Origin of the sequence: Roseateles toxinivorans, from assembly GCF_004362525.1 — a bacterium.
GTDB lineage: Bacteria > Pseudomonadota > Gammaproteobacteria > Burkholderiales > Burkholderiaceae_C > Paucibacter > Paucibacter toxinivorans.
Map to the genome: position 1 here is coordinate 520,027 of NZ_SNXS01000001.1, position 20,399 is coordinate 540,425.

The following is a 20,399-nucleotide window of genomic DNA, read 5'->3' on the forward strand; positions in this document are numbered from 1 at the left end:
GCGATGGACATACTGTATTTGCTGGTCCCGATCTCGGTTCTGCTGGTCCTGATGATCGTGGGTGTGTTCGGTTGGGCGCTCAACAGCGGCCAGTTGGAAGACCTGGAGCGAGAAGGCGCACGGATAGTGGATGAAGACGGCCCCGAGCTTGACGCTCATCAAGGTGCAAGGCCGTCCGCCCCCTAACAATTCCCCTGTTTGCATCAAGGGTATGAGGAGTACTTCAATGGCAAGTTTGGCAGCAAGTCAGGGGCGCCCACCGGGCCCCGTCTATGACGATGGCGTGGTGCGCATGTTCGCACTGGCCTCGGTGTTGTGGGGCGTGGTCGGGATGCTGGTGGGCGTGATCATCGCCGCGCAGCTGACCTGGCCCGAGTTGAACATGGGCATCTCCTTCCTGAGCTACGGGCGCCTGCGTCCGCTGCACACGAATGCGGTGATCTTTGCCTTCGGCGGCTGTGCGCTGATGGCCACCTCGCTGCATGTGGTGCAGCGCACCGGCCAGACCCGCCTGTTCGCGCCAGGTCTTGCCTGGTTCGTGTTCTGGGGCTGGCAGCTGGTGATCCTGTCCGCGGCGGTCTCGCTGCCGCTTGGCATGACCAGCGGCAAGGAATACGCCGAGCTCGAGTGGCCGATCGACATCCTGATCACCCTGGTCTGGGTGGCCTACGCGGTCGTGTTCTTCGGCACCGTCGGCCGGCGCAAGATCAATCACATCTTCGTCGCCAACTGGTTCTTCGGCGCCTTCATCATCGCCGTGGCCCTGCTGCATCTGGTCAACAGCGCCGCCATTCCGGTGAGCCTGTTCAAGAGCTACTCGGCCTACGCCGGGGTGCAGGATGCGATGGTGCAGTGGTGGTATGGCCACAATGCGGTGGGCTTCTTCCTCACCGCCGGCTTCCTGGGGATGATGTACTACTACATCCCCAAGCAGGCGGGCCGTCCGGTCTACAGCTACCGGCTGTCCATCGTCCACTTCTGGGCGCTGATCTTCACCTATATGTGGGCCGGCCCCCACCATCTGCACTACACGGCGCTGCCCGACTGGGCGCAGAGCGTGGGCATGGTGTTCTCGCTGGTGCTGCTGGCGCCGAGCTGGGGCGGCATGATCAATGGCGTGATGACCCTGTCGGGCGCCTGGCACAAGCTGCGTGATGATCCGATCCTGAAGTTCCTGATCGTGGCCCTGTCCTTTTACGGCATGTCGACCTTCGAGGGGCCGATGATGTCGATCAAGACGGTCAACGCGCTGAGCCACTACACCGACTGGACCGTCGGCCATGTGCACTCCGGCGCCCTGGGCTGGGTGGGCATGATCTCGATGGGCGCGCTGTACCACCTGATCCCGCGCATGTTCGGCCGCACGCAGATGTACAGCAAGTCGGCCATCGAGCTGCACTTCTGGATCGCCACGCTGGGCATCGTGCTCTACATCGCCGCGATGTGGATTGCCGGTGTGATGCAGGGCCTGATGTGGCGCGCCATCAATCCGGACGGCACCCTGGTCTACACCTTTGTCGAGAGCGTCAAGGCGACCTTCCCGTTCTATGTGGTGCGGCTGCTGGGTGGCCTGCTCTATCTGAGCGGCATGCTGATCATGGCCTGGAATGTGGTGATGACGGTGCGCGCGGGCCGGGCAACGCCGGTCGCAATTCCGCAGGTGCCGGCCGTGCCGGCCCATGCTTGACTCGAGGAGAACAACAATGGCGACTCCACACGCGCCCGCCGGTCACGAGAGAATCGAGACCAGCAACTTTTTGATGATCGTGCTGATACTGCTGACGGTGGCCGTCGGCGGCATCGTCGAGATCGTGCCGCTGTACTTCCAGCGCTCGACCACGCAGGCGGTGCCGGGGCTGAAGCCCTATGACGCCTTGCAGCTCGCGGGCCGCGACGTCTACATCCGCGAGGGCTGCTACAACTGCCACTCGCAGATGATCCGTCCGCTGCGCGCCGAGACGCTGCGCTATGGCCACTACTCGACCGCCGGCGAATTCGTCTACGACCACCCCTTCCAGTGGGGCAGCAAGCGCACCGGCCCGGACCTGCACCGCGTGGGCGGCAAGTACAGCGACGAGTGGCATCGCATCCACCTACTGAACCCGCGTGACCTGGTGCCCGAGTCGAACATGCCGGCCTACCCCTGGCTGGCGACCAACAACCTGGTCCCCGCAGACATGGCGCCCAAGTTCCGTGCGCTGCGCACCCTGGGCGTGCCCTACAGCGACGACGAAATTGCCAAGGCGGGCGAAGCGGTGAAGGGCAAGACCGAACTTGATGCCCTGATCGCCTACCTGCAGGTCATGGGCACTGCGGTGAAATAAGGAAAGCAAATGGACATCAATCTTATGAGGGCCCTGGTCACCGTGCTGTCGCTGGTGGCGTTTCTGGCCATCGTCTGGCGGACCTACTCGCGGCGCAACAAGCATGCGTACGACGCCATCGCGGCGCTGCCCCTGCAGGAAGACGACGCCCTGCTGGCGGCCGAAGCCGCCGCCGCACCCGCAACCAAGGGGAGATCTGCATGAGCGACTTTTTCTCTTCCGGATGGTCGCTGTTCGTGGCCGCGTCCACGATTCTCGGCCTGCTGCTGTGCCTGGTCTTGCTGATCATCGCCAGCCGCCGCAAGGTGATGGCCAATGACAACACCACCGGCCATGTCTGGGATGAAGACCTGCGTGAACTGAACAACCCCTTGCCACGCTGGTGGATGGGCCTGTTCGTGCTGACGGTGGTGTTTGCTGGCATCTACCTGGGCCTCTATCCGGGCCTGGGCAGCGTCGCCGGCAGCCTGGGCTGGAGCAGTGTCGGCCAGCACAAGGCCGAGATGGACCAGGCCCGCACGGCGATGGCCCCGATATACGCCAAGTTCAGCGCAATGAGCGCCGAGCAGCTGCATCAGGACCCGCAGGCCATGGCCATCGGCGAGCGGCTGTTCGCCAACAACTGTGCGGCCTGCCACGGCTCCGACGCGAAGGGCAGCAAGGGCTTTCCCAATCTGACCGACCAGGACTGGTTGTGGGGCGGCAAGCTCGAGACCATCGCCGAGACCATCACCAAGGGGCGCAATGGCATGATGCCGCCGATGGCCGCTGCGGTCGGCGGGCCCGATGATGTGCGCAATGTCGCCAACTATGTGCTGAGCCTGTCGGGCAGCCCGCACAACTCGGTCGCGGCCCAGCTGGGCAAGGCCAAGTTCGCGGCCTGCGCGGCCTGCCATGGCATGGACGGCAAGGGCAATCAGGCCCTGGGAGCGCCCAATCTGAGTGACAAGGTCTGGCTGCACGGCTGGGGCGAGGACGCGGTGATCGCGATGATCGGCCAGGGCAAGAACAACGTCATGCCTGCGCACGACACACGTCTCAGTGCCGAGCAGATCCATGTGCTGGCCGGCTATGTCTGGGGCCTGTCGCAGTCCAGCACGGTGGCAGCGAAGTAAGCGAGCGACATGGACGACAGCAGCAAGCCAGCCACCCCGGCCCCGGCCGCCTCCAAGGGGGCGGGGCGGGTGGTGGCATCGAGCGCCGGGGGGGGCGCGGGCATCGAGATTGTCTCGATGTATGTGTCGGAGAAGAAGATCTACCCGCGCTCGGTGCATGGCTGGTTCGCCGCCTGGCGCTGGGCGCTGGTCTGGGCCACGCAGCTGGTGTTCTACGGCCTGGCCTGGCTGCCCTGGAACGGGCGTCAGGCCGTGCTGTTCGACCTGGGCACGAGACGCTTCTACATCTTCGATCTGGTGCTGTACCCGCAGGACTTCATCTACCTGACGGCCTTGCTGCTGATCAGCGCCTACGCGCTGTTCCTGTTCACCGCGGTGGCCGGGCGGCTGTGGTGCGGCTTCGCCTGCCCGCAGACCGTCTACACCGAGATCTTTCTGTGGATAGAGCGCCACTTCGAGGGCGACCGCACCGCACGCATGCGCCTGGATGCCGCGCCCTGGTCGGCTGAGAAGCTGGCGCGCAAGGGTGGCAAGCAGGCGGCGTGGCTGCTGCTCAGCCTGTGGACCGGGTTCACCCTGGTCGGCTATTTCACGCCGATACGTGAGCTGGCGGCCGAGGCGATGAGCCTGGGCTTTGGCCCCTGGGAATGGTTCTGGGTGCTGTTCTACGGCCTGGCCACCTATGGCAATGCCGGCTTCCTGCGCGAGCAGGTGTGCAAATACATGTGCCCGTACGCGCGCTTCCAGAGCGCGATGTTCGACAAGGACACGCTGATCATCGGCTACGACACACAACGCGGCGAGCCACGCGGTGCGCGCTCGCGCAAGGCCGATCCGGCGGCGCTGAATCTGGGCTCCTGCATCGACTGCACGCTGTGCGTGCAGGTCTGCCCGACCGGCATCGACATCCGCAAGGGCTTGCAGTACGAATGCATTGGCTGCGCCGCCTGCATCGACGTCTGCGACGAGGTGATGGACAAGATGAACTACCCGCGCGGCCTCATCCGCTATGCCACCCAGCACGGCATCGACGGCGGCTGGACGCGCAAGCAGATGTTCCAGCGCGTGCTGCGTCCGCGGGTGCTGATCTATACCGTGATCCTGCTGGCTTTGTGCGCCGGGCTGCTGCTGAGCTTGAATCTGCGCAGCCCCTTCCGTGTCGATGTGGTGCGCGATCGCGCCTCGCTGGCCCGGCTGGTCGACGACGGCTTCATCGAGAACGTCTACCGCCTGCAGATCATGAACGGCACCGAGTCCGAGCAGCGCTATCGCATCGGTGTCGAAGGTCTGCCAGGTTTGCGGCTAGGCAGTGGCGGCGAAGTTGCCGTGGCCTCGACGGAGGCGCGCTGGGTGTCGGTGGCGGTACAGCTGCCGCCCGAGTCGGCCAAGGCGGCCGGGCCGGGGGCTCACCCGATGAAATTCAAGATCGAGCGGATGGGCGGGGCCGAACAGCCAGTGCCCACCGTGCTGGAAAAGTCAACCTTTGTGGTGCCCCGCTGAGCGGATTCGCGCAGCTCAAGCAAATTTCAGGAGCAGAGCATGTCACAACAAGCCTCGAAGACCCCGGTCGATGGCCGCAAGCAGCCCTGGTGGAAGGAGCCGACGATGTGGTTGGTGGTGGGCGGGCCGAGCATCGTCGTGGTGGCCAGCTTCGTCACGCTGGGGCTGGCCCTGAAGTTTCCGGATGCGGTGATCGAGGATAGAGGCCAGGGGGCCGATTCGGTGCAGACGGCCGTTGAAGCGAAGGCGCCCGGTGCGGCACTGGCACCGGCAATGAAGGCCCGCAACCACGCTGCCACGGGTGGTCAATGAGCGAGCCCCAAGTCTCTTCGCCGGGGGTGGGGCGCTGGGCCCTGAGCATCGTCTGGCCCTCGTTCCTGATGGCCGGTGTGCTTGAGATGCTGGTATTTGCCTGCGTGGACCCGGCCGATCTGCACTGGTTCGGCGGCGCCAGCATGGAGCTGAGCCACCAGGCCATTTACAGCCTGGCCTTCTTCGTGTTCTGGGTGGTGATCAGCTTGGCCGGCGCGCTGACGGCGCTGTTGATGACAACGCCGCCAGGGGAGTCGCCGAATGCAGTGGCCAAGCGATGGCCGTATTGATCAGCTCGGGCTGCTGTTGACGAGCGCCTGCAGCCCCGCCTGATCAAGGATGCGGATCTGCCGCTGCTTCACCTCCAGCAGCCCCTGTTCCTGGAATTTCGAGAACGCGCGGCTCACCGTCTCCAGCTTGAGGCCCAGATAGCTGCCGATTTCCTCGCGCGTCATGCGCAGCACCAGGCTGGAGGCCGAGAAGCCTCGGGCCTGCAGGCGCTGGGTCAGGTTCAGCAGAAAGGCGGCCAGGCGCTCCTCGGCGCGCATGCTGCCCAGCAGCAGCATCACCCCATGGTCGCGCACGATCTCGCGGCTCATGATCTTGTGGAACTGGCGCTGCAGATCGCCGAACTCGCGCGACAGCGACTCAAGCTGCTCATAGGGGATCACGCAGACCTGCGAGTCCTCCAGGGCGACCGCGTCACAGGCATGGCGTTCGGTGCTGATGCCGTCCAGGCCCAGCAACTCGCCGGCCATCTGGAAGCCGGTTACCTGATCTCGCCCGTCCTCGGATGAGACGCAGGTCTTGAAGAAGCCGGTGCGCACCGCATACAGCGACTGGAAGCTGTCGCCGGTGCGGAACAGGGTCTCGCCGCGGGCCACCGAGCGGCGCGTCTCGACCAGGGTATCGAGCTGGTCCAGGTCGGTCTTGTTCAAGCCGACAGGCAGGCACAGTTCGCGCAGATTGCAGCTGGAGCAGGCGACCTTGAACGGCTCTGCCTGGATGTGCACATGCCCCGGCACGACGGGGTTCACTCGCGCAAAGCGCTGTACGGCGCAGGGACCGTCACCGGCGTCACTGGATTCGCGGGCGGCATGGGGGGCAGGGGACGTATTGAACATGATGTTCCTCAAGGCTTTGCGCATTGTTGGCCCAAGCCCGCTATCGCTTCTTGATGCAGGTCAATGGGGCTGGCCGGTCCCGTAGGCAGAGTACGGCCATCATGCTTGCCACCCCCCCCACCTCTACCATGCAAAGTGCTTTGTCGACCCTTGAGCTGGGTCCCGAGCTGATCACCGAGGAGGCGCTGCGCCGCTTCGATGTACCCGGCCCGCGCTACACCTCCTACCCGACCGCCGACCGCTTCGTCGAGGCCTTTGCCGAGCCGCAGTACCGCCAGGTGCTGGCCCAGCGCGCCACCGGGGCGATGGTCGGCGGCGTGGCGCCGATGTCGGTCTATGTGCACATACCGTTCTGCGAATCGGTCTGCTACTACTGCGCCTGCAACAAGGTCATCACCAAGCACCATGAGCGGGCCGGCGAGTATCTGGACGCGCTGCGCACAGAGATGGATCTGACCCTGGCCGAGCTCAAGCGCCCGCCGGCCATCTCGCAGCTGCATCTGGGCGGCGGATCGCCGACCTTCCTGAGCGACGCCGAGCTGAGCCGCCTGATGGACGATCTGCGCGCCTGCTTCAAGTTCCAGCCCGGCATCGAGGCCTCGATCGAGGTCGACCCGCGCACGGTGACCAAGGAGCGCCTGAAACATCTGCGCGAACTGGGTTTCAACCGGCTGAGCTTTGGCGTGCAGGACTTCGACCCTGCGGTGCAGAAGGCCGTGCACCGCCAGCAGAGCTATGAGAGCGTCGAAATGCTGATGGTCGAGGCCCGCGCGCTGGGCTTCGAGTCGCTGAATGTGGACCTGATCTATGGCCTGCCGCTGCAGACGCCGGAGTCCTTCGCCCGCACGGTGAACCAGGTTGCCGCCTTGCGGCCCGACCGCATCGCGCTGTACGGCTACGCCCATCTGCCGCAGCGCTTCAAGCCGCAGCGCCGTATCGACGGCGCCAGCCTGCCGCCGGCCAGCGACAAGCTGACCATGCTGTCGGGTGCGATCAGCGGTTTCCTGTCGCATGGCTACAGCTATATCGGCATGGATCACTTCGCCCTGTCCACCGACTCGCTGGCCGTGGCCAAGCGCCAGGGCCGGCTGCAGCGCAACTTCCAGGGCTACAGCACCCAGGCCGATTGCGACCTGATCGGCCTGGGTGTGTCGTCCATCGGCCGCATCGGCGCCAGCTACAGCCAGAATGCCAAGACCCTGCCCGAGTACTACGACGCGCTGCGCCAGGGCCAGCTGCCGGTGGTGCGCGGCCTGGCCCTGAGCCGTGACGACCTGGTGCGCCGGGCCGTCATCATGGCGCTGATGTGCCAGGGCAGGGTGGAGTACGAGTCGATCGAGCTGGCCCATCTGCTGAAGATGGATCAGTACTTCGCGGCCGAACTCGAGCAACTCCGCGATTTGGCAGAATTGGGCCTGGTCACCCTGGAGCCGAGGGCGATACAGGTCACGGCCATGGGCTGGTATTTTGTGCGCGCCGTGGCCATGGTGTTTGATCGCGCCCTGCAGGCCGATCGCAATCGGGAGCGCTTCTCACGGATCATCTGAGCCTGCTCGGCTCCGCCCTGTTGATGGGCCTGGCCGGGTCGCCGCATTGCGCCGCCATGTGCGGAGCCGCCTGCGCGGGCGTCACGCAGGGGCGGGCGCCTGCTCGCCTGTCCTTTCACGTCGGGCGCCTGCTCAGCTATGCGCTGGGCGGCGCGGTCGCGGCCGCCAGCGTCGGCGCCATGGCGCAGCTGGCCCAGGCCAGCGCCGCGTTGCGGCCGTTCTGGGTGCTGTTGCACATGGCTGTGCTGCTGCTGGGCCTGAGCCTGATGTGGCGCGGCCGCCAGCCGGCCTGGATGATGGGTGTGGGTCAGCAGCTGGCCCCTGGCAGCGTAGCGACAGGTGGCCTGGCCACCGTGCGCTGGATGCCCCGCTCGGCGCCGCTGCGCAGCGGCGCGGCCGGCCTGGCCTGGATCGCCTGGCCCTGCGGCCTGCTGCAATCGGCCCTGGTGCTGGCCGCGCTGGCCTCCACCCCCGCCTGGGGCGCCGCGGTGATGTCAGGCTTTGCCCTGACCTCCAGCCTCGGACTGCTGCTCGGCCCGGCCCTGCTGTGGCGCCTGCTGGGCGTCAAGGACGCCGAACTGGGCATGGTCTGGGCCATACGGCTGGCCGGCCTGGCCCTGGTGCTCAGCTCGACCTGGGCGCTGGGCCACGGGGTTTGGGCGCAGATCGCCGCGTTCTGCTCCCGAGCTTTCTGAGTAGCCGGGCGCATGCCGAACTTCGCCAAGACTTATATAAGACTGAGATCCGCATCCGGCGCGGCTGACTTAGAATCGCCGCTCTAATTGTTTCACCCCTTGCGCCTGATGGATGGGCCGATCTGGACACAACATGACTACTTCCCAACCGACCATCATCTACACCCTGACCGACGAGGCGCCGCTGTTGGCGACCGCGTCGTTCCTGCCCATCGTCCGCGCCTTCACGGCGCCTGCGGGCGTTCACGTCGAGACCCGCGACATCTCCGTGGCCGGCCGCATCCTGGGGCAGTTCCCGGAATGCCTGACCGAAGCGCAGCGCGTGTCCGATGATCTGGCCGCACTGGGCAAGCTGACCTTGAAGCCCGAGGCCAACATCATCAAGCTGCCCAATATCAGCGCGTCGGTGGCACAGCTGAAGTCGGCCATCAAGGAGTTGCAGGACAAGGGTTACGCCATCCCCGACTACCCCGAGAGCCCGAAGACCGACGAAGAGAAGGAACTGCGTGCGCGCTACGGCAAGTGCACCGGCAGCGCGGTGAACCCGGTGCTGCGCGAGGGCAACTCCGACCGCCGCGCGCCCAAGGCCGTCAAGGAATACGCGCGCAAGAACCCGCACAGCATGGCCGACTGGAGCCAGGCCTCGCGCTCGCATGTCTCGCACATGCACAGTGGCGACTTCTATCACGGCGAAAAGTCGATGACGCTGGACCGCGCGCGCAACGTCAAGATGGAGCTGATCACCAAGAGCGGCAAGACCATCGTGCTCAAGCCCAAGGTGGCGCTGCTGGACCGCGAGGTGGTCGACAGCATGTTCATGAGCAAGAAGGCTCTGCTGGACTTCTATGAGCGCGAGATCGAGGATGCGCACAAGACCGGTGTGATGTTCTCGCTGCACGTCAAGGCCACGATGATGAAGGTATCGCACCCCATCGTCTTCGGTCACTGCGTCAAGATCTTCTACCGCGAGGCCTTCGAGAAGCACGGCAAGCTGTTCGAGGAGCTGGGCATCAACGTCAACAACGGCATGGTCGATCTGTACAATAAGATCGCCACCCTGCCGCAGAGCAAGCAGGACGAGATCAAGCGCGACCTGCACGCCTGCCACGAGCACCGCCCCGAGCTGGCCATGGTCGATTCGGCCAAGGGCATCACCAACTTCCACTCGCCCAACGACATCATCGTCGATGCCTCGATGCCGGCGATGATTCGCAACGGCGGCAAGATGTGGGGCGCCGATGGCCGCCTGAAGGACGTCAAGGCCGTGATGCCCGAATCGACCTTCGCCCGCATTTACCAGGAGATCATCAACTTCTGCAAGTGGCATGGCGCCTTCGACCCCAAGACCATGGGCACCGTGCCCAATGTCGGCCTGATGGCCCAGCAGGCCGAGGAATACGGCTCGCACGACAAGACCTTCGAGATTGCTGAAGACGGCGTGGCCAATATCACCGACCTGGACTCCGGCGAGGTGCTGATGAGTCAGGAGGTGGAGCAGGGCGATATCTGGCGCATGTGCCAGTGCAAGGACGCCGCCATCCGCGACTGGGTCAAGTTGGCCGTCAACCGTGCACGCAATTCCGGCATGCCGGTGGTTTTCTGGCTGGACCAGTACCGCCCGCACGAGGCGCAGCTGATCACCAAGGTCAAGATGTACCTGCACGAGCACAATACTTCCGGCCTGGATATCCAGATCATGAGCCAGGTGCGCGCCATGCGCTACACCTTGGAGCGGGTGATACGCGGCCTGGACACCATCAGTGCCACCGGCAACATCCTGCGCGACTACCTGACCGATCTGTTCCCCATCATGGAGCTGGGCACCTCGGCCAAGATGTTGTCCATCGTGCCCTTGATGGCCGGCGGCGGCATGTACGAGACCGGTGCCGGCGGCTCGGCGCCCAAGCATGTGCAGCAGCTGGTGGAAGAGAACCATCTGCGTTGGGACTCGCTGGGTGAATTCCTGGCCCTGGCCGTCAGCCTGGAAGACCTGGGTCTGAAGAACAACAACGCCAAGGCCAAGCTGCTGGCCAAGACGCTGGATGCGGCCACCGGCCAGCTGCTGGACAACAACAAGAACCCCAGCCCCAAGACCGGACAGCTCGACAACCGCGGCAGCCAGTTCTACCTGGCCCTGTACTGGGCCCAGGCCCTGGCCGCGCAGAGCGAGGACGCCGAGCTGGCGGCCAGGTTCGCCCCGCTGGCCAAGGCGCTGGCCGATCAGGAGAGCACCATCGTGGCCGAGCTGGCGGCCGTGCAGGGCAAGCCGGTGGACATCGGTGGCTACTACATGCCCGACATGGCCAAGCTGGAAGCCGTGATGCGGCCGAGCGCGACATTCAATGCCGCGCTGGCGACGGTTGCTGGCTGATTCGGAGACTCCTGTACATGTATCAGCACATCACGATTCCTGACCAGGGTGCCAAGATCACCGTCAATGCCGACATGTCGCTCAATGTGCCGGACGAGCCCATCGTTCCGTACATCGAAGGTGACGGCACCGGCATGGACATCACGCCGGTCATGCTCAAGGTGGTCGACGCTGCGGTGGCCAAGGCCTATGCCGGCAAGAAGAAGATCCACTGGATGGAGGTCTATGCCGGCGAGAAGGCCACCCGGGTCTATGGTCCGGACGTCTGGTTGCCCGAAGAAACCCTGGCGGTCTTGCGCGAGTACGTGGTCTCGATCAAGGGGCCGCTGACCACGCCGGTGGGCGGCGGCATACGCTCGCTGAACGTGGCGCTGCGGCAGGAACTCGACCTCTACGTCTGCCTGCGCCCGGTGCAGTACTTCAAGGGCGTGCCCTCGCCGCTGAAGGAGCCCGAGAAGACCAATATGGTCATCTTCCGCGAGAACTCGGAAGACATCTATGCCGGCATCGAATACGAGGCGGAGAGCGACAAGGCCAGGAAGCTGATCAAGTTCCTGCAAGACGAGATGGGGGTCAAGAAGATCCGCTTCCCGAACACCTCAGGTATAGGCATCAAGCCCGTCTCGCGCGAAGGTACGGAGCGCCTGGTGCGCAAGGCCATCCAGTACGCGATCGACAATGACAAGCCCAGCGTGACCATCGTGCACAAGGGCAACATCATGAAGTACACCGAAGGGGCCTTCCGCGACTGGGCCTACGCGCTGGCGCAGAAGGAATTCGGCGCCTTGCCGGTAGACGGCGGCCCCTGGTGCAAGCTGACGAACCCGAAGACGGGCAAGGGCATCACCATCAAGGATTCGATCGCCGACGCCTTCCTGCAGCAGATACTCCTGCGCCCGGCCGAGTACTCGGTGGTGGCCACCCTGAACCTGAACGGCGACTACATCTCCGACGCGCTGGCCGCTCAGGTCGGCGGCATAGGCATCGCCCCGGGAGCCAATATGTCGGACTCGGTGGCCTGCTTCGAGGCCACGCACGGCACGGCGCCCAAGTACGCCGGCAAGGACTATGTGAATCCGGGCAGCGAGATCCTCTCGGCCGAGATGATGCTGCGCCACATGGGCTGGACGGCAGCGGCTGACCTGATCATCCGCTCACTCGAGGCGGCGATTGCCAGCAAGAAGGTCACCTATGACTTCGCCCGTCTGATGGACGGTGCGACGCAGGTGTCCTGCTCCGGCTTCGGACAGGTGATGATCGACCAGATGTGACGCAGGCCCGGTGACGGGCATGGCAAGCACCAAAGGCCCGCGTTCAGCGGGCCTTTCTACTTCTCAGCATACTCAGCGGACTGGTGCTCGCCTTGGCGAGCGGGTGTCAGTGTGCTGCGGGCTGCGGCTCGACCGCGAGAATATTCTGGGCGAGCTGGCCTTTGGGGCCCTGCACGACCTCGAAACTCACCCGGCTTCCCTGGCGGAGGGTGCGAAAGCCCTCCATTTGAATGGCGGAGAAATGTGCGAATACATCGTCCCCACCTTCTTCGGGTTCAATGAAACCAAATCCCTTGGCATCGTTAAACCACTTGACTGTCCCGTTGGCCATTTTGTCTTCTCCATCCCGGTGTCTTGTGGCACCGTAGGCAGAGATTTTCAAACCCCGCTGGGCGGGTGTACAGCTAGAGGTTTCCCAGGTGCTTGGCAAGCCAAAATTGGCAAAAGAGAACGAGGGCGCGAAATGCGGCCACTAAATTCCTCAACTCGGGGATTGCAGAGTGTCACACTTGGCACAACATGGCGTTGGAAGGCCCGCTGTGTCGGGCTCAACTCGATAGAATCATTTCATGCCTGACGAACCTACCCAGCCTCCTGGTCCACCGGGCCAGGATCCACGCCGCGACGACGCGGGTGGAGCGACTGTGGCCGAGCGCGAGACCCTTAAAACGGAACCTCCGCGGCTCTATCAAGTCGTGATGCTGAACGACGATTACACCCCCATGGAGTTCGTCATCATGGTCTTGCAAGAGTATTTCAAGCATGACCTTGAAGCGGCGACTCTGATCATGTTGAAGATCCACCACGAGGGGCGCGGAGTCTGCGGTGTTTTCACCAAGGACCTGGCCGCGACCAAGGTGGAATTGGTACTGGCCGCCGCCCGGCGTGCCGGTCATCCCCTGCAGTGCATTATGGAGGCCGCATGATTGCGCAAGAGCTTGAAGTCAGCCTGCACATGGCGTTTGTAGAAGCTCGCCAACAGCGACATGAGTTCATCACGGTGGAACACCTGTTGATGGCGCTATTGGACAACCCTTCGGCCGCAGAGGTGCTGCGCGCCTGCTCGGCCAATATCGATGACCTGCGCAAGAGCCTGTCGCAGTTCATCAAGGAAAACACGCCCACCGTCGGTGGCGCGGACGAGGTGGACACGCAGCCCACGCTGGGCTTCCAGCGGGTGATTCAGCGCGCGATCATGCATGTGCAGTCCACCGGCAGCGGCAAGAAGGAAGTCACCGGCGCCAATGTGCTGGTGGCGATCTTCGGCGAGAAGGACTCGCACGCCGTCTATTACCTGCACCAGCAGGGCGTGACCCGACTGGACGTGGTGAACTACATCGCCCACGGCATCAAGAAGTCCGAACCACCGGAGCCTGCCAAGGGTCCGGAAGGCCAGGGCGGCAATGAGGGCGAGCGCGAAGAGGCCGACGGCGGCAAGGGTTCGCCGCTGGAGCAGTTCACGCAGAACCTGAACCAGCTGGCCAAGGACGGCAAGATTGATCCGCTGATCGGCCGCGAGCATGAGGTCGAGCGCGTCGTGCAGGTGCTGTGCCGCCGCCGCAAGAACAACCCGCTGCTGGTCGGCGAAGCCGGCGTGGGCAAGACGGCCATCGCCGAGGGCCTGGCCTGGCGCATCACCGAGGGCGACGTTCCCGACGTGCTGGCCGAATGCACCGTCTACTCGCTGGACATGGGTGCGCTGCTGGCCGGTACCAAGTACCGCGGCGACTTCGAGCAGCGCCTCAAGGGCGTGTTGAAGAACCTGAAGGATCAGCCCAACGCCATCCTGTTCATCGACGAGATCCATACCTTGATTGGTGCCGGTGCGGCCTCGGGCGGCACGCTGGACGCCAGCAATCTGCTCAAGCCGGCGCTCAGCTCCGGCGCGATGAAGTGCATCGGCGCCACGACCTTCAGCGAATACCGCGGCATCTTCGAGAAGGATGCGGCGCTGTCCCGCCGCTTCCAGAAGATCGACGTGGTCGAGCCGTCCGTCGAGCAGACCATCGAGATCCTGAAGGGCCTGAAGTCGCGCTTCGAGGAGCACCACAGCGTCAAGTACGCGCTGGGTGCCCTGCAGGCCGCCGCCGAGCTGTCGGCCAAGTTCATCAATGACCGCCATCTGCCTGACAAGGCGATCGATGTCATCGACGAGGCCGGCGCAGCCCAGCGCATCCTGCCCAAGAGCAAGCAGAAGAAGACCATCACCCGCACCGAGGTCGAGGAGATCGTCGCCAAGATCGCGCGCATCCCGCCGGCCAGCGTGTCCAACGACGACCGCAGCAAGCTGAAGAACCTGGACCGCGACCTGAACAGCGTCGTGTTCGGCCAGGAACCGGCCATCGAGGCCCTGGCTGCCGCCATCAAGATGGCGCGCTCGGGCCTGGGCAAGCCGGACAAGCCTATCGGCTCCTTCCTGTTCAGCGGCCCGACGGGCGTGGGCAAGACGGAAGTCGCCAAGCAGCTGGCCTATATCCTCGGCATCGAGTTGGTGCGCTTCGACATGAGCGAGTACATGGAGCGCCACGCGGTCAGCCGCCTGATCGGCGCACCTCCGGGTTATGTCGGGTTTGACCAGGGTGGTTTGCTGACCGAGGCAGTGACGAAGAAGCCGCATGCAGTGCTCCTGCTCGACGAGATCGAGAAAGCTCACCCGGACGTCTTCAATGTGCTGCTGCAGGTGATGGACCATGGCACGCTGACCGACAACAACGGGCGTAAGGCCGACTTCCGCAACGTCATCATCATCATGACGACCAATGCGGGTGCCGAGGCGCTGGGCAAGTCGAACATAGGCTTCACCAACTCGCGCGAGCAGGGTGACGAGATGGCCGACATCAAGCGCCTGTTCACGCCCGAGTTCCGCAACCGCTTGGACGCCATCGTGTCCTTCCGTGCGCTCGACGAAGACATCATCCTGCGCGTGGTCGACAAGTTCCTGCTGCAGCTCGAAGGCCAGCTGACCGAAAAGAAGGTCGAGGTCACCTTCAGCGACGCCCTGCGCAAGCACCTGGGCAAGAAGGGCTTCGATCCGCTGATGGGTGCGCGACCCATGCAGCGCCTGATCCAGGACACGATACGCCGGGCCCTGGCCGACGAGCTGCTGTTCGGTCGCCTGGTCGATGGTGGACGTCTCGGCGTCGATGTGGACGAGGAGGGCAAGACCGTGCTGGACATCCAGCCGACGCGTCGCGACAAGCCCAAGGCCGAGCCGGCGACGGCTTGATCAGAGTTGCTGAATGATGAGCAGGGGCCCTTCGGGGCCCTTTTTTCATGGCCGCTGCCGCGTCGCCGGGTCCTGCCTGAAGTAGCCGGCCAGCAGCGCGTAGAGGCCCGGGTGATCGGCCAAGAGTGCCGCCGGCGTGACGAAGAAGGCCTCGACGGCAACGGCGAAGAACTCCTCCGGCCCCTCGCTGCCATAGGGGTCGATGGCGGTTTCATGGCCGGCGTCAAGCAGATCGCAGAAGCGCTGGTACTCCGCCTCCATGGTCGTGATCCAAGCCGCCCGCGCAGCAGTGCTGGACTGCGGCGGCACGCCATTGGCCAAGCCGTCGGCCATGTCCAGCACATGTGCGAACTCGTGCATGACGACGTTGTAGGCCGGGCCACCGTCCAGGCCGGCCCGCTCGACATCGGCCCAGGACAGCATCAGCGGGCCGCCCTCCATGGCCTCGCCGGACAGCTCCTCCTCGTACTCGTGGACCAGGCCGTCCTCATCCATCACCTCGCGCTTGGCCAGCACCTGGTCGGCGTGCATGACGATGCCGACGAAGCCGCCGTAGCGCTGCAGGCCCAGGTGCAGGACCAGCAGGCAGGCCTGGGCGGCGACGGCCACGGCGACCTCATCGCTGACCTCGAAGCCGGCGATGCCGTGGAACTCCTTCTCGGCCAGGAACAGCGTAGCCAGGCGGCGCAACTGGGCCTGGTCGTCAGAGTGGTCCAGTTGCAGAAAGGGGTAGCGGGCCAGCGTCAGCCGCCACAACGGGTCGGGGATCGCCCGCCGTTGCAGCAGCCGAGACTCGCGCCAGGCGCGCCAACGCTGAGTCAGACGCATCAGACCAGCGACAAGCGTTGCAGGCCGGTGGCGCTGAGGCGCAGCACCTCGGCGCGGGCCGGGCCATGCTGACCGTCGAGATCCCAGTCGCTGAGCACCACGCGATGCTTGCCGGCGGCCAGCGCATGGGTGGCAGGACGGTGCGTGTGGCCATGGATCAGCAGGTCCGCACCGGCATGGGCCAGCCAGTCCAGGCAGGCGGCGGCGTCGAGATCCGACCAGTCGCTGGGCATCTGCCCGCGTTTGCGGTCTTCGCTCTGGGTGCGCAGGCCGCGCGCGATCGCCTTGCGCTCAATCAGCGGCTTGGCAAGAAAGGCCGTCTGCCAGGCTCCGCCACGGACCTCGGCGCGAAAGCGCTGGTAGTCGGCATCGTCCAGGCACAGCGCGTCGCCGTGGCTGAGCAGCATGCGTTGGCCATAGGCGATCAGCACCGTCGGATCGCTCAGGCCCTGCATGCCGACGTCTGCAAGCAAAGCAGGGCCGACCAGAAAGTCGCGATTGCCGGGCATGAAGAACAGCGTCAGCCGCTGGGCGGCCTGGCGCAGCAGCGCGGTGCACTGCGCTTCGAAACCATCGAAGCGCGCGTCGTCACCGACCCAGACCTCGAAGATGTCGCCGAGCAGGAAGACCGCCTGTGCCGGGGTGTCGCGCAGATGGCGCTCCAGCGCTGCCAGGGTGGCGGGCGTGTCGGGCGCCAGATGCAGATCGGACAGCAGGTCGATCTGCGTCCATCCGGGCGCGGCCGGGAGTTCGTCGAAGAGGGGCAGCGTGCTGCCCCCCGCAGCGCGATCAGCTGATTTCAACGGCGCGCTGAATCACCACGTCTTCCAGCGGCACATCGTCGTGGCCGCCGTTGCGGCCGGTCTTGACACGCTCCATCGCGTCAACGACTTCCTTGCCGGCAACGACCTTGCCGAACACGGCATAGCCCCAGCCCGAGGGGCTCTCGGACTTGAAGTTCAGGAAGCCGTTGTCGGTGGTGTTGATGAAGAACTGGGCGCTGGCCGAGTGCGGGGCGCTGGTGCGGGCCATGGCCACCGTGTAGTGGTCATTGGTCAGGCCGTTGTTGGCCTCGTTCTGTATCGTCGCGTCGGTCGGCTTTTGCTTCATGCCGGGTTCGAAGCCGCCGCCCTGGACCATGAAGCCCTTGATGACGCGGTGGAACACCGTGCCGTCGTAGTGGCCCTTGGCCACATAGGACAGGAAGTTGGCGACGGTGATGGGCGCCTTGGCATCGTCGAGCTCAAGGCGGATCGCGCCGTGGTTGGTTTGCAGTTCTACGGTCTTGGTCATGGTTTACTTCTCCACAGTGGCTTTGTTGATGATGACGGCTTGCACGGGCATGTTCTCGTGCATCTGCATGGGGGCGGTGGGCAGGGCCTTGATCTTCTCGACGACGTCCATGCCGGCGACGACCTTGCCGAACACGGCATAGCCATTGCCATCACGGGCGTTGGCGGCGTCGAGGAAGGGGTTGTCCACCACATTGATGAAGAACTGTGCGGTTGCCGAGTTGGGGTCGCCGGTGCGCGCCATCGCCACCGTGCCGACCACATTGCTCAGGCCGTTGCGGCTCTCCAGCGGTATCGGCGGCTGGGTGGGCTTTTGCTTCAGGTCCTTGGTGAAGCCACCGCCCTGGATCATGAAGGTCGGGATCACGCGGTGGAAGATCGTGCCGTTGTAATGGCCGGATTTCACGTATTGCAGGAAGTTGGCGACCGACTTGGGCGCCTTCTCGGCGTCGAGTTCGATGCGGATGTCGCCCAGATTGGTGGCGAGCTTGACGGTCTGTGCCGCTGCGCCTTGGGCCAGCAGCAGGGCGGCCGCCGCGGCGAGAACGGAGGTAATTCGGACGGGAGAGATCATGGCGTCACAGCGTTCCGGTTGAGGGTCTGAAGCGGGCCTGCGGACGACGGTGCCGTCCAGCAGGCGGGCGCTATTGTCGCCCAGTGGCGCCGGCCTCACCCGGTATACTGATTTTTGCACCACGAATCTGCCCCCATGTCTTTGCGCATCTACAACTCGCTGACCCGCGCGGTCGAGCCCTTCACCCCGATCGAACCCGGCCATGTGCGCATGTACGTCTGCGGCATGACGATTTACGACCTCTGTCATGTGGGCCACGCCCGCATGATGATGGCCTTCGATGTGGTGCAGCGCTGGCTGAAAAGCTCGGGTTACCGGGTGACCTATGTGCGCAACATCACCGACATCGAGGACAAGATCATCAAGCGGGCCGTCGAGCGCGGCATCAGCATCCGTGCGCTGACCGACGAGATGATTGCCGCCATGCACCGCGACATCGGCGCCCTGGGCGTCGAGCGGCCCACGCACGAGCCCCGCGCCACCGACTATGTCGGCCAGATGCTGGACCTGATCGGCACCTTGGAGAGCAAGGGCCTGGCCTACCAGGCCAGCAATGGTGATGTGAACTACGCGGTGCGCAAGTTCCCCGGGTACGGCAAGCTGTCGGGCAAGTCGCTGGACGATCTGCGCGCCGGCGAGCGGGTGGCCGTCGATGACGGCAAGCTCGATCCGCTGGACTTTGTGCTCTGGAAATCCGCCAAGGACAGCGAGCCCGACGACGCCAAATGGCCCAGCAACTACGGCGCCGGCCGGCCGGGCTGGCATATCGAATGCTCGGCCATGGCCTGCGCGCTGCTGGGCGAGCGCTTCGACATCCACGGCGGCGGCATGGACCTGCAGTTCCCGCACCACGAGAACGAGATCGCGCAGAGCGAGGGCGCGCTGGGTCACCCCTTCGTCAACTTCTGGGTGCACAACGGCTTCCTGAATGTGGACAACGAGAAGATGTCCAAGTCGCTGGGTAATTTCTTCACCATTCAGGACGTGCTGAAACGCTATGACGGCGAGACGCTGCGCTACTTCATGCTGCGCACCCACTACCGCAGCCCGTTCAACTTCAGCGATGTGAACCTGGACGACGCGCGCAATGCGCTGCGCCGGCTGTACACGGCGCTGGATGGGCTGGACGTTCCTGACGGCGAGCTGGACTGGACCCATCCGTCCGCGGCCGCCTTCCGTGCCGCGATGGACGACGACTTCAACACGCCGCTGGCCATCTCCACCCTGTTCGAGCTGGCCAACACGGTCAACCGTACCGGCTCGCTGGCCGATGCGGCGGTGCTCAAGCAACTGGGCGCCACGCTGGGCATCCTGCAGCAGGCCCCGCGCCAGTATCTGCAGGGCGGCAGCGGGGTGGAGGAATCCGCCATCGAGGCGCTGATTACTGAGCGCGCCGCAGCCAAGGCCTCGCGCGACTTTGCCCGCGCCGACCAGATCCGCAAGGATCTGCTGGCCCAGGGCATTGCCTTGCAAGACACGCCCCAGGGCACGAGCTGGGTCAAGGCCTGACGTGCCGCGCTCCTCTGCGACGGGCGCCGCGCCCGCTGGAAACACGACCGCCGACGGCACTGCCGTCGGCGTGACACCGCTGTACTGGGACGAGGCCTGCCGCCACCTGGCCAAACGCGACCGGGTGATGAAGAAGCTGATTCCGCAGTTCGGCGAAGCCCGGCTGGAAAGCCGCGGCGACGCCTTCACCACCCTGGCCCGCTCCATCATCGGCCAGCAGATCTCGGTGCCGGCAGCCCAGGCGATGTGGGAGAAGTTCCTCGCGCTGATGGCCGGCCCGGCCAATCAGGTGGCGCCGGCGGCCGTGCTGGCCCTGGACGCTGCGCTGATGCGGGCGGCGGGCCTGTCGGCACGCAAGATCGACTATCTGTGCGACCTGGCCCAGCATTTCGAGGCCGGCAGCGTCCATGTGCCGCAGTGGCAGCAGATGGACGACGAGGCCATCATCGAGGAGCTGGTGGCCATTCGCGGCATCGGCCGCTGGACGGCCGAGATGTTCCTGATCTTCTACCTGATGCGGCCCAATGTGATGCCGCTTGATGATCCCGGCCTGATCAAGGGCATCAGCCAGAACTACTTCAGCGGCGAGCCGGTTTCGCGTGCCGAAGCCAGGGAAGTCGCGGATGCCTGGGCGCCTTACCGCTCGGTAGCCACATGGTACATTTGGCGCAGCCTGGACCCGCTACCCCCGGCCCGGGCCTGATTTCCGGC

22 protein-coding genes are annotated in these 20,399 nt (G+C 64.8%); 16 read left to right on the forward strand and 6 right to left on the reverse strand.

Annotated features, from left to right (window positions below):
• Nucleotides 1–3: 3 nt before the first annotated feature.
• The 8 genes from ccoS to DES47_RS02430 are packed head-to-tail and all read left to right on the forward strand — an operon-like array spanning nucleotide 4 to nucleotide 5,541.
• On the forward strand, nucleotides 4–186 hold the full coding sequence (ccoS, locus tag DES47_RS02395; RefSeq protein ID WP_133699051.1) for a cbb3-type cytochrome oxidase assembly protein CcoS: 183 nt from the start codon (nucleotides 4–6) through the stop codon (nucleotides 184–186).
• A 40-nt stretch (nucleotides 187–226) separates the two neighbouring features.
• Nucleotides 227–1,687 (forward strand): cytochrome-c oxidase, cbb3-type subunit I, encoded by a 1,461-nt coding sequence (gene ccoN, locus DES47_RS02400; RefSeq protein WP_133699052.1) that lies wholly within the window; start codon nucleotides 227–229, stop codon nucleotides 1,685–1,687.
• Nucleotides 1,688–1,703: 16 nt separating this feature from the next.
• Complete coding sequence (gene ccoO, locus DES47_RS02405) at nucleotides 1,704–2,324, forward strand: cytochrome-c oxidase, cbb3-type subunit II (RefSeq protein WP_133699053.1); 621 nt, start codon at nucleotides 1,704–1,706, stop codon at nucleotides 2,322–2,324.
• A gap of 9 nt (nucleotides 2,325–2,333) precedes the next feature.
• Nucleotides 2,334–2,528 carry a cbb3-type cytochrome oxidase subunit 3 gene (locus tag DES47_RS02410; RefSeq protein ID WP_133699054.1) on the forward strand — a complete coding sequence of 65 codons (195 nt, stop codon included), beginning with the start codon at nucleotides 2,334–2,336 and terminating at the stop codon, nucleotides 2,526–2,528.
• Nucleotides 2,525–3,439 carry a cytochrome-c oxidase, cbb3-type subunit III gene (ccoP, locus tag DES47_RS02415; RefSeq protein WP_133699055.1) on the forward strand — a complete coding sequence of 305 codons (915 nt, stop codon included), beginning with the start codon at nucleotides 2,525–2,527 and terminating at the stop codon, nucleotides 3,437–3,439. The genes DES47_RS02410 and ccoP overlap by 4 nt, the downstream gene beginning before the upstream one ends.
• Nucleotides 3,440–3,448: 9 nt before the next feature.
• Nucleotides 3,449–4,939, forward strand: coding sequence for a cytochrome c oxidase accessory protein CcoG (ccoG, locus tag DES47_RS02420; protein ID WP_133699056.1), 1,491 nt, complete (start codon nucleotides 3,449–3,451; stop codon nucleotides 4,937–4,939).
• A 39-nt stretch (nucleotides 4,940–4,978) separates the two neighbouring features.
• Nucleotides 4,979–5,251, forward strand: a complete 273-nt coding sequence (locus DES47_RS02425; RefSeq protein ID WP_133699057.1) for a nitrogen fixation protein FixH — start codon at nucleotides 4,979–4,981, stop codon at nucleotides 5,249–5,251.
• Nucleotides 5,248–5,541: a hypothetical protein gene (locus DES47_RS02430; RefSeq protein ID WP_133699058.1), complete on the forward strand. Its 294-nt coding sequence runs from the start codon at nucleotides 5,248–5,250 to the stop codon at nucleotides 5,539–5,541. The genes DES47_RS02425 and DES47_RS02430 overlap by 4 nt, the downstream gene beginning before the upstream one ends.
• Here DES47_RS02430 and fnr read toward each other — a convergent pair whose 3' ends face one another.
• Complete coding sequence (gene fnr / locus DES47_RS02435; RefSeq protein ID WP_133699059.1) at nucleotides 5,542–6,375, reverse strand: fumarate/nitrate reduction transcriptional regulator Fnr; 834 nt, start codon at nucleotides 6,373–6,375, stop codon at nucleotides 5,542–5,544.
• A 128-nt stretch (nucleotides 6,376–6,503) separates the two neighbouring features.
• Between fnr and hemN the strand changes: the two genes are divergently transcribed.
• The 4 genes from hemN to icd all read left to right on the forward strand — a co-directional run bounded on the left by hemN (nucleotide 6,504) and on the right by icd (nucleotide 12,259).
• On the forward strand, nucleotides 6,504–7,922 hold the full coding sequence (gene hemN, locus DES47_RS02440; RefSeq protein ID WP_133699060.1) for an oxygen-independent coproporphyrinogen III oxidase: 1,419 nt from the start codon (nucleotides 6,504–6,506) through the stop codon (nucleotides 7,920–7,922).
• A gap of 23 nt (nucleotides 7,923–7,945) precedes the next feature.
• Nucleotides 7,946–8,617 carry an urease accessory protein UreH domain-containing protein gene (locus DES47_RS02445; RefSeq protein WP_133699695.1) on the forward strand — a complete coding sequence of 224 codons (672 nt, stop codon included), beginning with the start codon at nucleotides 7,946–7,948 and terminating at the stop codon, nucleotides 8,615–8,617.
• A gap of 133 nt (nucleotides 8,618–8,750) precedes the next feature.
• On the forward strand, nucleotides 8,751–10,988 hold the full coding sequence (locus DES47_RS02450; protein ID WP_133699061.1) for an NADP-dependent isocitrate dehydrogenase: 2,238 nt from the start codon (nucleotides 8,751–8,753) through the stop codon (nucleotides 10,986–10,988).
• A gap of 11 nt (nucleotides 10,989–10,999) precedes the next feature.
• On the forward strand, nucleotides 11,000–12,259 hold the full coding sequence (gene icd / locus DES47_RS02455) for an NADP-dependent isocitrate dehydrogenase (RefSeq protein ID WP_208114913.1): 1,260 nt from the start codon (nucleotides 11,000–11,002) through the stop codon (nucleotides 12,257–12,259).
• Between the two features lie 106 nt (nucleotides 12,260–12,365).
• Here the strand turns inward: icd and DES47_RS02460 are convergent, their stop codons facing one another.
• On the reverse strand, nucleotides 12,366–12,590 hold the full coding sequence (locus tag DES47_RS02460) for a cold-shock protein (RefSeq protein ID WP_133699063.1): 225 nt from the start codon (nucleotides 12,588–12,590) through the stop codon (nucleotides 12,366–12,368).
• A 238-nt stretch (nucleotides 12,591–12,828) separates the two neighbouring features.
• Here DES47_RS02460 and clpS point away from each other — a divergent pair, with 238 nt between their 5' ends.
• Together clpS and clpA are read left to right on the forward strand one after the other, a co-directional pair.
• Nucleotides 12,829–13,185: an ATP-dependent Clp protease adapter ClpS gene (gene clpS / locus DES47_RS02465; protein WP_133699064.1), complete on the forward strand. Its 357-nt coding sequence runs from the start codon at nucleotides 12,829–12,831 to the stop codon at nucleotides 13,183–13,185.
• Nucleotides 13,182–15,485 carry an ATP-dependent Clp protease ATP-binding subunit ClpA gene (gene clpA, locus DES47_RS02470; protein ID WP_133699065.1) on the forward strand — a complete coding sequence of 768 codons (2,304 nt, stop codon included), beginning with the start codon at nucleotides 13,182–13,184 and terminating at the stop codon, nucleotides 15,483–15,485. Before clpS ends, clpA begins: the two co-directional genes overlap by 4 nt.
• A gap of 45 nt (nucleotides 15,486–15,530) precedes the next feature.
• Here clpA and DES47_RS02475 read toward each other — a convergent pair whose 3' ends face one another.
• From DES47_RS02475 to DES47_RS02490, 4 genes are read right to left on the reverse strand one after another with little or no spacing between them, the layout of a single operon-like run.
• Nucleotides 15,531–16,313 carry a M90 family metallopeptidase gene (locus DES47_RS02475; RefSeq protein WP_133699066.1) on the reverse strand — a complete coding sequence of 261 codons (783 nt, stop codon included), beginning with the start codon at nucleotides 16,311–16,313 and terminating at the stop codon, nucleotides 15,531–15,533.
• Complete coding sequence (locus DES47_RS02480; RefSeq protein ID WP_208114883.1) at nucleotides 16,313–17,116, reverse strand: UDP-2,3-diacylglucosamine diphosphatase; 804 nt, start codon at nucleotides 17,114–17,116, stop codon at nucleotides 16,313–16,315. The genes DES47_RS02475 and DES47_RS02480 overlap by 1 nt, the downstream gene beginning before the upstream one ends.
• Nucleotides 17,103–17,606, reverse strand: a complete 504-nt coding sequence (locus DES47_RS02485; protein ID WP_133699067.1) for a peptidylprolyl isomerase — start codon at nucleotides 17,604–17,606, stop codon at nucleotides 17,103–17,105. Before DES47_RS02485 ends, DES47_RS02480 begins: the two co-directional genes overlap by 14 nt.
• A 3-nt stretch (nucleotides 17,607–17,609) precedes the next feature.
• Nucleotides 17,610–18,179, reverse strand: a complete 570-nt coding sequence (locus DES47_RS02490) for a peptidylprolyl isomerase (protein ID WP_133699068.1) — start codon at nucleotides 18,177–18,179, stop codon at nucleotides 17,610–17,612.
• A 135-nt stretch (nucleotides 18,180–18,314) separates the two neighbouring features.
• Here DES47_RS02490 and cysS point away from each other — a divergent pair, with 135 nt between their 5' ends.
• Together cysS and DES47_RS02500 are read left to right on the forward strand one after the other, a co-directional pair.
• Nucleotides 18,315–19,688, forward strand: a complete 1,374-nt coding sequence (gene cysS / locus DES47_RS02495; protein ID WP_133699069.1) for a cysteine--tRNA ligase — start codon at nucleotides 18,315–18,317, stop codon at nucleotides 19,686–19,688.
• Nucleotides 19,597–20,391 carry a DNA-3-methyladenine glycosylase family protein gene (locus DES47_RS02500; RefSeq protein ID WP_166651812.1) on the forward strand — a complete coding sequence of 265 codons (795 nt, stop codon included), beginning with the start codon at nucleotides 19,597–19,599 and terminating at the stop codon, nucleotides 20,389–20,391. Before cysS ends, DES47_RS02500 begins: the two co-directional genes overlap by 92 nt.
• The last annotated feature ends 8 nt before the right edge of the window (nucleotides 20,392–20,399 follow it).

Bases quoted from the DNA above. Each gene is read 5' to 3' on its own strand.
- DES47_RS02425 (WP_133699057.1), top strand. From the start codon at position 4,979: ATGTCACAACAAGCCTCGAAGACCCCGGTCGATGGCCGCAAGCAGCCC.
- ccoG (WP_133699056.1), top strand. From the start codon at position 3,449: ATGGACGACAGCAGCAAGCCAGCCACCCCGGCCCCGGCCGCCTCCAAG.
- DES47_RS02485 (WP_133699067.1), bottom strand. From the start codon at position 17,606: ATGACCAAGACCGTAGAACTGCAAACCAACCACGGCGCGATCCGCCTT.
- cysS (WP_133699069.1), top strand. From the start codon at position 18,315: ATGTCTTTGCGCATCTACAACTCGCTGACCCGCGCGGTCGAGCCCTTC.
- clpA (WP_133699065.1), top strand. From the start codon at position 13,182: ATGATTGCGCAAGAGCTTGAAGTCAGCCTGCACATGGCGTTTGTAGAA.
- DES47_RS02410 (WP_133699054.1), top strand. From the start codon at position 2,334: ATGGACATCAATCTTATGAGGGCCCTGGTCACCGTGCTGTCGCTGGTG.
- hemN (WP_133699060.1), top strand. From the start codon at position 6,504: ATGCAAAGTGCTTTGTCGACCCTTGAGCTGGGTCCCGAGCTGATCACC.
- DES47_RS02460 (WP_133699063.1), bottom strand. From the start codon at position 12,590: ATGGCCAACGGGACAGTCAAGTGGTTTAACGATGCCAAGGGATTTGGT.
- ccoP (WP_133699055.1), top strand. From the start codon at position 2,525: ATGAGCGACTTTTTCTCTTCCGGATGGTCGCTGTTCGTGGCCGCGTCC.
- ccoS (WP_133699051.1), top strand. From the start codon at position 4: ATGGACATACTGTATTTGCTGGTCCCGATCTCGGTTCTGCTGGTCCTG.
- DES47_RS02445 (WP_133699695.1), top strand. From the start codon at position 7,946: ATGGGCCTGGCCGGGTCGCCGCATTGCGCCGCCATGTGCGGAGCCGCC.
- DES47_RS02475 (WP_133699066.1), bottom strand. From the start codon at position 16,313: ATGCGTCTGACTCAGCGTTGGCGCGCCTGGCGCGAGTCTCGGCTGCTG.
- DES47_RS02430 (WP_133699058.1), top strand. From the start codon at position 5,248: ATGAGCGAGCCCCAAGTCTCTTCGCCGGGGGTGGGGCGCTGGGCCCTG.
- DES47_RS02450 (WP_133699061.1), top strand. From the start codon at position 8,751: ATGACTACTTCCCAACCGACCATCATCTACACCCTGACCGACGAGGCG.
- DES47_RS02490 (WP_133699068.1), bottom strand. From the start codon at position 18,179: ATGATCTCTCCCGTCCGAATTACCTCCGTTCTCGCCGCGGCGGCCGCC.
- clpS (WP_133699064.1), top strand. From the start codon at position 12,829: ATGCCTGACGAACCTACCCAGCCTCCTGGTCCACCGGGCCAGGATCCA.
- ccoO (WP_133699053.1), top strand. From the start codon at position 1,704: ATGGCGACTCCACACGCGCCCGCCGGTCACGAGAGAATCGAGACCAGC.
- ccoN (WP_133699052.1), top strand. From the start codon at position 227: ATGGCAAGTTTGGCAGCAAGTCAGGGGCGCCCACCGGGCCCCGTCTAT.
- fnr (WP_133699059.1), bottom strand. From the start codon at position 6,375: ATGTTCAATACGTCCCCTGCCCCCCATGCCGCCCGCGAATCCAGTGAC.